10 protein-coding genes are annotated in these 13,453 nt (G+C 69.6%); 5 read left to right on the top strand and 5 right to left on the bottom strand.

Annotation, left to right across the window (positions count from 1 at the left end; translation table 11 throughout):
- Positions 1-4: 4 nt before the first annotated feature.
- The 3 genes from OG741_RS28150 to OG741_RS28140 all read left to right on the top strand — a co-directional run bounded on the left by OG741_RS28150 (position 5) and on the right by OG741_RS28140 (position 1,642).
- Entirely contained in the window at positions 5-418 is a 414-nt protein-coding gene (locus OG741_RS28150) for a roadblock/LC7 domain-containing protein (protein WP_053725133.1), read from the top strand.
- A gap of 98 nt (positions 419-516) precedes the next feature.
- Positions 517-1,080, top strand: a complete 564-nt coding sequence (locus OG741_RS28145) for a DUF742 domain-containing protein (protein WP_266488705.1) — start codon at positions 517-519, stop codon at positions 1,078-1,080.
- A complete protein-coding gene (locus tag OG741_RS28140) occupies positions 1,061-1,642 on the top strand; it encodes an ATP/GTP-binding protein (RefSeq protein WP_050791473.1) in 582 nt (193 codons plus the stop codon). Before OG741_RS28145 ends, OG741_RS28140 begins: the two co-directional genes overlap by 20 nt.
- Before the next feature lie 403 nt (positions 1,643-2,045).
- Here OG741_RS28140 and OG741_RS28135 read toward each other — a convergent pair whose 3' ends face one another.
- From OG741_RS28135 to OG741_RS28120, 4 genes are all read right to left on the bottom strand, one after another.
- Complete coding sequence (locus OG741_RS28135) at positions 2,046-2,264, bottom strand: acyl-CoA carboxylase subunit epsilon (RefSeq protein WP_405602490.1); 219 nt, start codon at positions 2,262-2,264, stop codon at positions 2,046-2,048.
- Positions 2,265-2,292: 28 nt separating this feature from the next.
- Positions 2,293-3,876 carry an acyl-CoA carboxylase subunit beta gene (locus OG741_RS28130; RefSeq protein ID WP_405602488.1) on the bottom strand — a complete coding sequence of 528 codons (1,584 nt, stop codon included), beginning with the start codon at positions 3,874-3,876 and terminating at the stop codon, positions 2,293-2,295.
- A gap of 154 nt (positions 3,877-4,030) precedes the next feature.
- Entirely contained in the window at positions 4,031-6,340 is a 2,310-nt protein-coding gene (locus OG741_RS28125; RefSeq protein ID WP_405602485.1) for a polysaccharide lyase 8 family protein, read from the bottom strand.
- 76 nt (positions 6,341-6,416) lie between these two features.
- Positions 6,417-10,259: an endo-alpha-N-acetylgalactosaminidase family protein gene (locus OG741_RS28120; protein WP_405602483.1), complete on the bottom strand. Its 3,843-nt coding sequence runs from the start codon at positions 10,257-10,259 to the stop codon at positions 6,417-6,419.
- A gap of 232 nt (positions 10,260-10,491) precedes the next feature.
- Here OG741_RS28120 and OG741_RS28115 point away from each other — a divergent pair, with 232 nt between their 5' ends.
- Positions 10,492-11,703 carry a glycoside hydrolase family 64 protein gene (locus OG741_RS28115; RefSeq protein WP_405605813.1) on the top strand — a complete coding sequence of 404 codons (1,212 nt, stop codon included), beginning with the start codon at positions 10,492-10,494 and terminating at the stop codon, positions 11,701-11,703.
- Between the two features lie 308 nt (positions 11,704-12,011).
- On the opposite strand, the gene OG741_RS28110 is transcribed toward OG741_RS28115, so the two are convergent.
- A complete protein-coding gene (locus tag OG741_RS28110; protein ID WP_405602481.1) occupies positions 12,012-12,524 on the bottom strand; it encodes a hypothetical protein in 513 nt (170 codons plus the stop codon).
- 241 nt (positions 12,525-12,765) lie between these two features.
- Between OG741_RS28110 and OG741_RS28105 the strand changes: the two genes are divergently transcribed.
- Positions 12,766-13,380, top strand: coding sequence for a YceI family protein (locus tag OG741_RS28105; protein WP_405602480.1), 615 nt, complete (start codon positions 12,766-12,768; stop codon positions 13,378-13,380).
- The last annotated feature ends 73 nt before the right edge of the window (positions 13,381-13,453 follow it).

The following is a 13,453-nucleotide window of genomic DNA, read 5'->3' as shown; positions in this document are numbered from 1 at the left end:
CCCGATGAGCCAGGCGGCGCAGAATCTGAACTGGTTGATCACCAACTTCGTGGACAACACCCCTGGGGTGTCCCACACCGTGGTGGTCTCCGCCGACGGACTCCTGCTGGCGATGTCCGAGGGTTTCCCGCGGGACCGAGCCGATCAGCTGGCGGCAGTCGCCTCCGGTCTGACCTCGCTCACCGCGGGGGCGTCCAGGATCTTCGAAGGCGGTGCGGTCAACCAGACGGTGGTGGAGATGGAACGAGGCTTCCTCTTCATCATGTCCGTCTCCGACGGTTCCTCGCTGGCCGTACTCGCACACCCGGAGGCCGACATCGGTCTGGTGGGTTACGAGATGGCTCTGCTGGTGGACCGTGCGGGCAGCGTGCTGACGCCGGACCTCCGTGCGGAGCTCCAGGGAAGTCTTCTCAACTAACAGACAGACAGTGCGTTTCACGCCACCGCACCATAGGGTGCGGTGGCGCGGGCTCCACAGGGACATGGAACCGGCGAGCGGCAGTCGGAGGAGGAAACGTGGCAACACCCCCGGGCGGACGCCCCTATGACGGTGCTCACCAAACGCCTGGTGATCACTCTCAGAACCGTTTCAACTTTCCTTCCACGCCGAGCAGACAGGGCGCCCAGCAGCCCTACCAGCAGCCGCAGTCGCCGTACGACCCGTCGTACAACCAGCCGCAGCAGCCGCGTATTCAGCCGGTGCAGCCCCGGCGGGCGCCGGAGGCCGCACCCGCGGCGCACAACCCGCTGGTGCGTCCCTACGCCATGACCGGCGGCCGTACGCGGCCGCGCTACCAGCTCGCCATCGAGGCACTGGTCAGCACCACGGCCGATCCCTCCCGGCTGCAAGGGCAGTTGCCCGAGCACCAGCGGATCTGCCGGCTGTGCATCGAGATCAAGTCGGTCGCGGAGATCTCGGCGCTTCTCACCATTCCCCTCGGCGTTGCCCGGATCCTCGTCGCCGACCTGGCGGAGGCCGGACTTGTCGCCATTCACCAGCCCGGCGGCGACGAGTCCGCCGGCGGCCAGCCAGCCGTGACACTGCTCGAAAGGGTGCTCAGTGGACTTCGCAAGCTCTAGCGGCGGTGCAGCCCGCTCAACCACCAGCGCGAAGATCGTGGTGGCGGGCGGCTTCGGCGTGGGCAAGACCACGTTCGTCGGCGCCGTCTCGGAGATCAACCCGCTGCGTACCGAAGCCGTGATGACGTCTGCGTCCGCGGGCATCGACGACCTCACGCACACCGGAGACAAGACGACGACCACCGTCGCCATGGACTTCGGCCGTATCACCCTGGACCAGGACCTGATCCTTTACCTGTTCGGCACGCCCGGACAGGACCGCTTCTGGTTCATGTGGGACGACCTGGTCCGCGGCGCCATCGGCGCCGTCGTCCTCGTCGACACGCGCCGCCTCGCGGACTGCTTCCCGGCGGTCGACTACTTCGAGAACAGCGGCCTGCCCTTCGTCATCGCCCTCAACGGCTTCGACGGACACCAGCCGTACAACCCGGAAGAGGTGCGGGAGGCGCTGCAGATCGGCCCCGACACCCCGATCATCACGACGGACGCCCGTCATCGTGCCGATGCCAAGTCCGCGCTCATCACCCTGGTTGAGCACGCGCTGATGGCGCGCCTGCGGTAAGCCGCTTGCCGCGGTCGCCTGTCTGTCTCTGTGGGGAAGCCCCCGCGCTCCTTCGGGAGGGCGGGGGTTCTCTGCTGTGCGGGGGGCGCCTGCGGCGGGCTTGTTCCCCACCCCGCCCTTTCCCGTAACCGGGGCGCTGCCCCCGGACCCCCGACGGGGCTTCGCCCCGGACCCCGTATGCGACCTTCGGCCGCATGTCCTCAAACGCCGGACGGGCTGAATGTGCGGCAGGGCCGCACAATCCAGCCCCGCCGGCGATTGAGGCGTGGTCCCGGACGCGAAATTCAGCCCCGCCGGCGATTGAGGCGCGGGGGTCCGGGGGCGGAGCCCCCGGGAACGGACAACGGCCCCGCACACCAACACCGGTGCGCGGGGCCGCAGAAGGCCGCAGGAGGGCCGGGCGTCAGCCCTGCCAGCTGTGGGAGGGCTGGAAGCCCCGCTGGCGCTCCAGGCGGCGCCAGCCGGCCGTGGAGCGGCCACGGTGCGCAGCCGGAGCCTCAGGCTGCGCGGCCGCACGCGCGAGCAGCACCGCGGTGATCGCGGCCAGCTCCTCGGGGTCGGCGTGACCCTTCTCGACGCGCAGCAGAGAGGAGGACAACGGGCTTTCGGCGGAAGTACTCATGGGCGATCAGGCTCCAGTCTTCGCAGGATCACTGCGGGGGGTTGCCGTGTTTGCGGGAGGGCAGGTCGGCGTGCTTGGTGCGGAGCATGGCCAGGGATGCGATCAGCACCCCGCGGGTCTCGGCCGGGTCGATCACGTCGTCGACCAGACCGCGCTCGGCGGCGTAGTACGGGTGCATCAGCTCGGCCTTGTACTCCTTGACCATGCGCACCCGCATCGCCTCGGGGTCCTCGGCATCGGCGATCTGCCGGCGGAAGATGACATTGGCGGCACCCTCGGCGCCCATCACCGCGATCTCGTTGGTCGGCCACGCGTAGGTCAGGTCCGCCCCGATGGACTGGCTGTCCATCACGATGTACGCCCCGCCGTACGCCTTGCGCAGGATCAGCGAAATACGGGGCACGGTGGCGTTGCAGTACGCGTACAGCAGCTTCGCGCCGTGCCGGATGATCCCGCCGTGCTCCTGGTCCACCCCGGGCAGGAACCCCGGCACGTCCAGCAGCGTCACGATCGGGATGTTGAACGCGTCGCACATCTGCACAAACCGGGCCGCCTTCTCGGAGGCCTCGATGTCCAGCACCCCGGCCAGCGACTGCGGCTGGTTGGCCACAATGCCCACCACCTGCCCGTCCAGACGGGCCAGCGCGCAGATGATGTTGCGGGCCCAGCGCTCGTGGATCTCCAGGTAGTCGCCGTCGTCGACGAGCTCCTCGATCACCTTGTGCATGTCGTAGGGCCGGTTGCCGTCCGCCGGGACCAGGTCCAGCAGCGCATCGCCGCGCCGGTCGGCCGGATCGTCCGAGGCCACCACCGGCGGGTTCTCCCGGTTGTTCGACGGCAGCATCGCCAGCAGGTAGCGCACCTCGGCGATGCAGGTCTCCTCGTCGTCGTAGGCGAAGTGCGCCACCCCCGACGTTTCGGCGTGCACATCCGCACCGCCCAGCCCGTTCTGCGAGATCTCCTCACCCGTCACCGCCTTGACCACATCCGGCCCGGTGATGAACATCTGCGAGGTCTCCCGCACCATGAACACGAAATCCGTCAGCGCCGGACTGTAGGCAGCCCCGCCCGCGCACGGGCCCAGCATCACCGAAATCTGCGGAATCACCCCCGACGCACGCGTGTTGCGCTGAAAGATCCCGCCATAGCCGGCCAGCGCCGAAACACCCTCCTGGATACGGGCGCCCGCACCGTCGTTCAGCGACACCAGCGGCGCACCCGCCGAAATCGCCATGTCCATAATCTTGTGGATCTTCGTGGCATGCGCCTCACCCAGCGCCCCGCCGAAGATCCGGAAATCATGCGCGTACACGAACACCGTGCGGCCCTCGACCGTGCCCCACCCGGTGATCACACCATCCGTGTACGGCTTCTTCGCCTCCAGACCGAACCCCGTCGCCCGGTGCCGGCGCAACTGCTCGACCTCACGGAACGACCCCTCGTCCAGCAACAGCCCGATCCGCTCCCGCGCCGTCAGCTTGCCCTTCGCATGCTGCGCCTCGGTCGCCCTCTCACTCGGCCCACGACGGGCCTCCTCACGAAGGGCATGCAGTTCGGCCACACGTCCGCGCGCGTCACTCGGCTCGCTGGTGGTCTCGTCCAAAACGGTCATGCATCGACCCTACGGATCCGACCAAGAAAACAGTCCCGTCGACTCCACACAGTCTCCGGAGCGTTCTCCTGTCACCACCGGACAGAACGCTTGCCCACTGCAGCCCTAGTACCAGCTGAGTGCCACCAAGCTTTGTGGAGGTTCAACAAGGCGTTCACCTGAGAGCCACTTCACAGTGTTGGGTGGCTCCGGCGGTGCCGCCGGTGATCCGCAGCCGTAGCGAGTCTCCCGTGGAGAGGACTTCGATCGACGCGTCCTTGCTGGTCACCTTACGCACCGGGTGGTGCCAGGTGATCTCCAGCGGCGCTCCCGTGCGCGGCGGCTCGCTGAAATGAAGGCTCGCAGTGTGCCGATTACTCCGAACGAGGGCACTCGCCGGTGCCGTCACGGTGAGGGGGCCCACCGTACCGGGCTGCCAGAAGTTCGCCGCGGTCAGTCCCAGGGAGCGGACTGCGACGGCCTGGCAGGCCTCGCTGTTGGCGATGATCCGCAGCCATCGCTCGTCCCCGGCGCGGGCGGCGAGCGCGCGGCGTCCCGCCCCGGGCATCAGCAGATACGCGTACGAGGCGTCCACCGGGTCGGTCCCGTGGTCGAGCCAGAGGGTCTGGTAGCGGCGGGTGACGCGCTCGGTCGAGCTGGTGGTGTTGATGTCGCTCCAGGCTCCGGTGCGCTCCTCGCGCAGGGTGCGCAGTCGCCGCGTACCGCACGGGAAGACCCAGCCGCCGTGGCCTTCGAGGTGGGCCCAGCCAGGGCCGAGGGTGAGTTCGTTCGTGCCGTCGGCGCCGAGGTTGCGGTTGTCGACGATCGTCTCGACGGGTAACCCGTCGGTGCTGGTGATGCCCGCGCCCAGGCAGATGACGGCGTCCGCGGCGCAGAACCACGACTTGCGGGCCTGGAGGGTGGAGCCGAGGCCGAGCAGATGCTGGCCGACGGCCGCGAACTCGCCGTCGCTCGCCCCGCCGACCCACGTCGCGGCGGGCTTGGGTTCGCCCCATTCACCGCCCGCCCGGTCGGCAAGTCGCTTGGTCGACACGGTCGTTCCGGGCAGCCGGTAGAAGTCGACGGTGGGCCAGAACCAGTCGGTGTACTGGCCGCCGTTGCCGGGGGTCCACCAGTAGGTCATCCCGGCTCCGGTGTGCCAGCCGCGAGGGTTCTCGCCGTTGCCGCACTCGTAGTACGCGATCCGCTCCGAGGCCATGGCGATGTTCGCGGCCCAGCCGGGCCGGCGGTGCACGGCCCGGTCCATGGAGGCGAAGAGCTGATGGCCGACCGGCTCGGGCGCCGCGGCCACGGGCGCGGCGGCGACCGCGTGCAGCCGGGAGAGGTCGGCGACGCCGAACTGCCCGGCGGTGAGGATCGGGGTGACGGTGTCCCGCTCGATCCAGCCCTTGATCCGGGCGTGCCACCTGTCCCGCTCGGCGGCCGATGCCCCGCCCGCGAGCAGCGCGATCGCGGCGATGAGCGCCTGCCCGTGGAAATGGTCGCTGCGCATGATCCTGCGGTCGTCGCTCTTGAGGTAACCCCGGCTGATGGCACGGCCGTTGACGCTGTCCATCATCAGCCCGTCGTGGATCAGCGGCGCGTACGCGTGCTCGACGCTGTCCAGGATGATCTGCCGATTGGGGTCGGTGACGGCCCAGGCCGAGCCCGCGAGCAGGGCGAAGAGGCGGCCGAGACCGTCGAGCATGACCTGTCCGTACGTGCCGGAGTAGGCGACCCAGGTGTGCTGGACGAACGAGCCGTCTGCGTAGAGGCCGTCGCCCTTGGTGACGTAGGGGAAGACGGGCGAGAGGGCGTCCCGGGCGAGGGCGATCCTGCCCGGGTTCCGTCCGAGGACGCCGCGCAGCACGACGGAGCGGCACAGGTCGACGCGGTTGGCGCCGGTGGAGGTGCCGCTGTAGTCGCCGAGTACGGCGTCGGGGATGAAGTGGTCGACGGCGGCGAAGGCGGCCTCGCGCTGTGCGGCGGTGAGCCGGTCGTGCAGGACGGCGACGGTGTCCATGAGGAGGCGGGGGCTGCCTATCTGCCAGTCCCACCAGTTGCCGTAGCGGGTGGTGGAGGGGTTGTAGATCTTCGCCGCGAGATGGTCGAGGCCGCGGACGATGTCGGCGAGGAGCCCGGCGTCACCGGTGAGGCCGGTGCCCGGCTGTGCGTACGCCTGGGTCATGGTCCACAGGCGGCTGTAGCTCTGGGTGATCCCGGCGGACGGGTTGAACGGGTGGCCGGGCCACAGGGAGGTGTCGGTGGGGGCCATGGAGGTACGGAATCCGGCGGCGAGCCGCCCGGTCTCGGCGAGGCGGGACGCGTAGGGCTCGGCTGTCGGGTCGTAGCCGGTGCCGAGGCTGATCTCCAGCCAGCGCTGCCGCAGGGTCTCGTACTCGTCACCGGCCATGGCGGGTCCAGGGGAGGCGAGGACGAAAGCGCTCGCTGCCATCATCCCGAGAACGGTTCGGCGTGACCACATGGCAGCCTCCTGGAAGGGGTGGGAAGCGCTTGCCCCTCGGTTTCCGCATTCCACACAAGGGGCAAGCGCGGCTCAGTTACCCCGGGGCTCCGCATTTGAACCGCGCACTGCCCCAGTCGGCGTGGTCATTGCCGTTCCCGTCGCCGCTGTCGCCCACGACCAGATCGGCATACGAGGCGCCGGTGACGTCCGCGGTCAGCTGCCAGGCGGCGTCCGCGGCCTTCAGGACCGGCGACTTCACCTTCTCTGCGCCGTCCGCCAGCACGCTGAACTGGACGCTCCCGCGCGAGGTCTGGACGTCGTCCACCCCCACCTCGGCGGTGAAGGACGTGCACTGCCCGCCCAGGTAGTAGCGGACCTTCGCCGGAGCGTGCGTGCCGAGCCCCTTGGCGTACACCACTCCCCCGATCGTCAGCGGGCTGCCGTCGCCCGTCCCCGTCTCGCCGTTGGAGACATCGCGCTCGACCGGCCCCCAGCCGTTCTCCGCGGACGTCCAGTCGATGTCACTGGCCCAGGCGTCGGCGGCGGGCGGTGGCGGAAGGGTGCGTACGGAGGTCGAGGCGGCGAGCTTCCGCGCGGAGGCGCCCACGGTGTACGTGACCTGTGAACCGAGCGTGTACGTCTGGTACTTCGCGTCCGCGGGCGGTGTGACCTGCCAGCTCCCGGTGACCTTCGCACCCGGCGCGACCGCGTCGAAGGACACCGGCCCGGCGGGCTCAGCCGTCCACCCCTCGGGCAGTGCGAGAGCGATCGAGACACCGGCCGCGGGCTGCGCCTCGTAGCTGGTGAACACCGCCTTGACCTCGTTCTTCCGGCCGGGTTCCAGGGTCTCGGCGGCCGGTTCGACGCTCAGCGTCCCGCAGGCCGCCTGCCCGTCCGCCGGACCCAGGTCGGTGACGGTGAAGCCGTCGAGGACGAAGTCGGCACCGTCCGGGGCGTCGTCCCGCTTGCGCAGTCCGGTCCAGGTGTCGCCGCAGCCCGCCGTGACGGTCTCGGTGAAGTGCCCGGTAGTCCGCTGCTGTCCAATCGGGGTACGCCGGGTCTCGACGGAGGCGGGGGTCCCGTCCGCGCCGATCCGGTCGTATCCGGTGACCCACTCGTACGCGCCCGCATTGCTCGACTGGTAGTCGTACTCGACCCGGTAGCTGTGCCCGTTGCTCATCGGCACGGTCCAGGGTGCCGTGCGGTAGACCAGACCGGCGTTCTCCTCGTGGGACTTCAGGGACTCGGCCCCGCCCAGCACGTCGTCGATCAGCTTCCCGTTCCAGCCCGTCTGGGTGTACGGGGCGTGCTTCTGCGCGATGTGGGTGCGCGGGTCGGTGACGCCGCCCGCGTCGCCCTTGAGGAAGGGGCCCCAGCCCTGGTCGACGGCCTCGAAGCCCTCGTACGCCACCGTGCCCGGCCTGGTCGCGGGTGCGTTCTTGACGACGCGCATGTCGTCGATCCGCACCCGCGCCGAACTGCCGCTCGCCGCCTCGGCCTTGAGGGTGGCCGTGCCGTCCCCGGGCGCGGTGAAGTTCACCTTGGCCCGCTGGAAGTAGGTGTCGTGCCGGTCGGACGCGGCGACCTGGTCCTTCGCGGTCGAGCGCTCGACGGTGACGGACGCGCCGCCGGCGGACAGGGTCGTACGGCGCTCCTTCCCCGGCTGGACCTCGATCCAGGCGGACGCGGTGTAGCGGGCCCCGGGGGTGAGCCCGGTCAGCCGCTGGGAGAGCGAGGCGGCGGACGTCCCGCTGAGCGCGGCACTGTTGCGGCCGTGGTCGTCGGTGTCCCGGGCGACCGTGCCGCGCGTGGACCAGTCGTCCAGGCCCGCGTCGTTGAAGCCGGGGTCGGCGACCGGCCCGCCCTCGCCCCACCTCGGGTCCGCGGGGGCGGGCGCGCGGTCCGGGTAGAGGACGTACGGCTGCCCGGCGGCCGCGGTGAGGCTGATCCTGCCGCCGACCGGTCGCACGGTGCCGGTCTTGACGCGTCCGTTGTCGGTGAGCTTGTAGACGGTGTACGAGGCCGCGCCGCCGACGGCCCAACTACTGCTGCCACCGGCCTTGTTGTAGTGGTAGAGCTTCTTGCCGCCGCCCCACGGCAGCAGATAGGCGTCGCCGTCCAGGACCTTGCGGCCGTGGTCGTAGAAGGTGCGGCGGCCGTCCTCGACCGTGCCCCGGACACCGCCGGTGAAGGTCAGATCGTTGCCCTTCCAGCGGGTGATCTTCTCCTGCTGGAGGTATTTGGCGGGCAGGTCGCGCTGCCAGACATTGGAGTAGAAGGCGTTCCAGTCGTTCTCGCCCGTCCAGCCCTCGAAGTCCTCCAGGGCGCTCTGGCCGAGGACCGGGTGGTTGTTCCAGACGTCCTTCTCACCGTTGCGGATGAAGCGGATGATCCGGGAGTTGAGGCCCTTGTTGGTGGCCCCGCCGTAGTCGAGGTCATTGGCCCAGTGCGACCAGAGCGAGGCCCGTTCGAACTTGTCGGCCCATTCGGTGGCGACGTTCCAGCCCTGTGCCTGCACGGCCCGCACGGTCTTGTCGGCGATCCAGCCGTGCGTGTAGTACACGTCGATGTAGAGGAGGGAGAGATTGCGGTCGGTCTCGTCCCTCAACTGCTGGAATCTGCGCGCCAGATCACCGCTGTTGATGTCCCGGCGCTGGTCGATGTAGTAGCTCTGGTTCAGCCAGTTCCAGCCGGGCTTGGTCTTGTCGACGAGGCTCTCGCTGAAGTGCTGCGCCTCCGGGTACGACTCGGTGGCGTTCACATGCACGCCGAAGGCCGCGCCCCACTTCTTGCCGTCCTTGAGCAGCGTATTGAGGTCGGTGAGTCCGCCGGCCCGCTTGTTGTAGTTGCCGCCGTAGTCGGGATGCGCGGAGTCGTGGCCCTCGGAGCCGTATCCCTTGAGCAGCGCCAGCTGGCCGAGCCCGTCGGTGGCGAGCGAGATCCGCTTGACGTCGTCCAGGGTGCGCAGGAAGGGGTGGGTGGCCTGGCTGGCGAAGTTGAAGGGGATATGGGTGATCACCCGGTCCGGCGTCTGCTCGCTGCCCGGGGCCCTGATCCCGATGGAGCGGAAGGCGACGGCTCCGTCCTGCCAGTCGACCTTCTTGTCGCCGTTGGCGTCGGGGGTGACGACGACCTTCGCCCAGGGCAGGTCCCTGCCGCTCTCGGGCTTCGGGGCGCCGCTCCCCCGGTAGGTCCACTGCCCCGACCAGACGCCGACGCGCGTGCTGCCGTCCGCGGCCTTGCGGGCCTGGTGCCAGAAGCGGGCGTCGTCGCCGCCGGTGGCGCCGCTGGGCTTGTCATGGCTGGAGTTGGACTCGACGGCGGCGGCGAGGGAGCCGGTGTTGACGAGGGCGTACGAGGCGCCGACCGGTGCCGCGTCCGGCGCCGTCTGGTCCGTGACCCTGCCGAAGACGTCGGCGGTCCTCGTCGAGTCGGGGTCCAGGCGCGTGAAGGCGGTCTCGGCGCCGGAATCCGTACTGCCGACCGAGACGAGGTCGTGCCCGGGGATGTCGATCGTGCCCACGCGGAAGGCCTCGGTGTCGCGGACCGCGGTGACCTTGAAGGTCAGGGCCCGCCCGGCGACGGTCAGCGTCGCGTCGATCTCGACCCCGGCCAGCGCGGCGAAGGCCAGTGTGTACGCGGCACTCGACGCCGTGAGGGTGGGCGTGCCCTTCAACTGCACCGCGTACGCCGTGCCGTTGAGGGTGACCTCGGTGACCGCTCTCGTACTCCCGAGGAGCGTGGCCCCACCGGTCCGGTCGGTGTACGTCAGGACCCGCGGGAAGTCCTTGGCCACGGCGACCGAGAGCTGCGGCGAGCCGATGACGGCGGGCACGTCGTCCTCTCCCGCGGTGGCCGGGAGCGCGGGTCCGGCGAGGGCGAACACGGCGGATGAGACGGCGGTGAGGGCGCACGCCGCACGGAGTCTTCGTGGCATGGGGACTGAGTAGCCCTCCGTTCTCGCCATCGTCAACGAAGTCGTGCGCTGCGGCGAGCGGTAGTCCAACAACCGCCGCGCGTTAGTCCAAGTCGCCGCACGGAACGTCAGGTTGTGAAGCCCGAAAGAATCTGAGAGCGCTCTCAGTCACAACTCTTGACGGCTGCTCCACGCGTCGCAAGAGTGGGCCTCCCCCCACAACTCCAGGAGTACATCCGTGATATCCCGACGTATGTTCCTGACAGGAACAGCCGCTGCAGCGACCGCACTCACGTATCCCGCCTGGGGAAGCGCTCTCAGCCCCCGAGCCAAGGCCGCGCCCCCCACCTGCGAACTGGCCCTGGAGAACAAGTCGCTGCCCGGCACGGTCCACGCCTATGTCACCGGCCACGCGCAGGACACCAACCAGTGGGTGCTGCTGCGCGCGGACGGAAGCGTCTACCGGCCCGACTCCCCCTCCGCGCCGGGGACCCCGCTCCCCGTCGACTGTGCGATCCCGCTGAAGGGGGCGGGCGCGGGCCCGGTCGTGCTGACGCTTCCCCAGATGTACGGCGCGCGCGTCTACTTCGTACGCGACGACAAGCTCGACTTCTTCCTCAACCCCGGGCCCTCCCTCGTCGAACCCGCCTTCGCGACGGAGGCCGACCCCAACTACCGGCGCACCTGGTCGTTCTGCGAGTTCACCTTCAACCCGCAGCAGCTGTTCGCCAACATCAGCTACGTCGACCTGGTGACCGCGCTCCCCATCGGCCTCACGCTCGAAGGCGACGAGACCCACACCGTCGCGCCGCTCCCCGACGGCGCGCTGAAGAAGATCGCCGACGACCTCACCGCGCAGGCCGCACGCGACGGGCAGCCCTGGGACAAGCTGATCATCCGCGGGTCGGACGGCGAGGTACTGCGGGTCATCTCACCGCAGACCGTGATGGCGCCCTACTTCGACCGGCCGGCCGAGATGCCCTTCCGGGACGTCTTCGACGACTACATCGACAAGGTCTGGGAGAAATACCGCTCCACAGACCTCAAGGTCGACCTCCAGGGCGGGCGCGGCGTGCTCACCGGCCGCGTGAACGGCGACGTCCTCAGCTTCACCGGCGGGCACAGCTTCGCCAGGCCCGCCTCGAAGGACATCTTCACCTGCAACCACGGGCCCTTCGCCAACAACCCCGGCGACCCCGACGATAAGAAGGCCCTGCTGGCCAGGATCGCGGCCGCCTTCAACCGGACGACACTGCTGACGCATCCCGACCAGCCGAACGGTGCGACCACGGCGGACTACTACCTGGACCCGGCCACCAACCACTGGTCGCGCGTGGTCCACGCGAACACCCCGATCGGCTATGCCTTCCCGTACGACGATGTCCGGCCGGACGGGCAGCCGGACGTGTCGGGGGCGGCGTTCGACGGGAACCCGAGGCGGTTCACGGTGACGGTGGGCGCCTGACGGCAGGTCGGCGGGGGCGGGGGCGGGGGGCGCCTGTTCCCCACCCCGCCCTCCCCCTACGGCCTGGCGGCCGTGGGAGGTACCCCCATCCCGAACTGGGGGCAAGCCCCCAGACCCCCCGACGGGGCTTCGCCCCGGACCCCGTATGCGACCTCCGGCCGCATGTCCTCAAACGCCGGCGGGGCTGAATAGTTCAGCCCCGCCGGCGATTGAGGCGCGGGGTCCGGGGCGGAGCCCCCGCAAGGGGTCCGGGGCGGAGCCCCGGTTAAGGGAACGGGCGGGGTGGGGAACAGCGCCGCAGGCCCCCGTCAGCAGCCGCCGCAGTTGTAGTACAGGACATCCCAGTGGCTGCCCTCGTCCGCGTAGATGTTCCCCGACCCCGACCTCCACTGCGGAGCCCCGTCACCGGGCCGCGCCCCGATGTACGTGAAGGTGTTCCTGATGTAGTTCCCGACGCACGTGTACTTGCTGTAGTCCAGCTTGTAGCCGTTCCAGTGCGAGTACGTCCCGCCCGCGTGCCCGGCCTCCGTACCCCCGGTGATGTTGAGCGCGCACCCGCTCGCGCTCCTGAGCGTCTGCGCCCCCTTCGCGGTCGCGAGGTTCAGCTGCTCGAAGGACGTACACGTCGGGTTGTTGCGGTCGGAACAGCCGCCGGACGAGGACCACGTGATCCCGGACGAGCGGAACATCGATGTCGCCGTGGCATGGCTGATCTTGGTGACCGCGTGAGCATCGGTCGCGCCGGTGATGACGCCGAAGCCGGGCGCGAAGAGCGCGCCGGTGAGGAGCGCGAGGGCGGTTGTTACGGAGCGGATTTTCATGGGGTTCCCTCCTGCTGATGACCCTTGAGGACCGTGGATTCCTGGGGGACGGCCGTGCAGGTGGAGCGCCGTGCAGGTGGAGCAGAGCGATGGTCCCGACTTCTACGCGCGTCCGCCAGAGCGCTGCCGCGACCTCCGGGTGAACCTCTCGCGAAGATGTTGAACTTTGAAGGGAATGCATCTACAGTCGATGTCGTTGAAGCTTAAACAACACGCAACCACGTCCCCCAAGGAGTGCGTCATGGGTCTCTTCAACCGCAAGGCCGACACCGCTGTAGCCACCGCCACCACCACCCGCGAGGTGGACCCGGCGCTGATCGCCCTCACCGGCGACTACAGCATCGACCCGGCCCACAGCAGCATCGGCTTCACCGTCCGCCACGCCATGGTCACCAACGTCCGCGGCTCGTTCGGCGACTTCTCCGGCAGCCTGCACCTGAACGGCGCCGACCCCCACCACTCGACCGCCGAGATCGACGTCAAGATCGCCAGCATCGACACCGGGATCGCCGACCGCGACGGCCACCTGCGCAGCGGCGACTTCTTCGAGGCCGAGCAGTACCCGCTGATGACCTTCCGCTCCACGCAGGCCGAACAGCTGGGCGGCGACACTTACCGCATCACCGGCGACCTGACGATCAAGGACGTCACGCGCCCGCTCGCCATCGACCTGGAGTTCAACGGCTCGGCCACCGACCCCTACGGCAACGAGCGCGTCGGCTTCGAGGGCAAGGCCGAGATCCTGCGCTCCGACTGGGGCCTGACCTGGAACGCGGCGCTCGAGACCGGCGGCGTCATGGTCAGCGACAAGGTCAAGCTGACCTTCGACATCTCCGCCATCAAGGCAGCCGCCTGATCCTCGGTGCCCCACCCCCTGAGCGCGCCCGCCCTGCCGTCCCCCGCGGCCGGGGCGGGCGCTCGGTCGTGCG

The sequence above is a fragment of the Streptomyces sp. NBC_01410 genome (genome assembly GCF_045040195.1).
GTDB lineage: Bacteria > Actinomycetota > Actinomycetes > Streptomycetales > Streptomycetaceae > Streptomyces.
The sequence above is the reverse complement of the archived record's forward strand: the minus strand, read 5'-3'. Positions and strand labels throughout refer to the sequence as shown.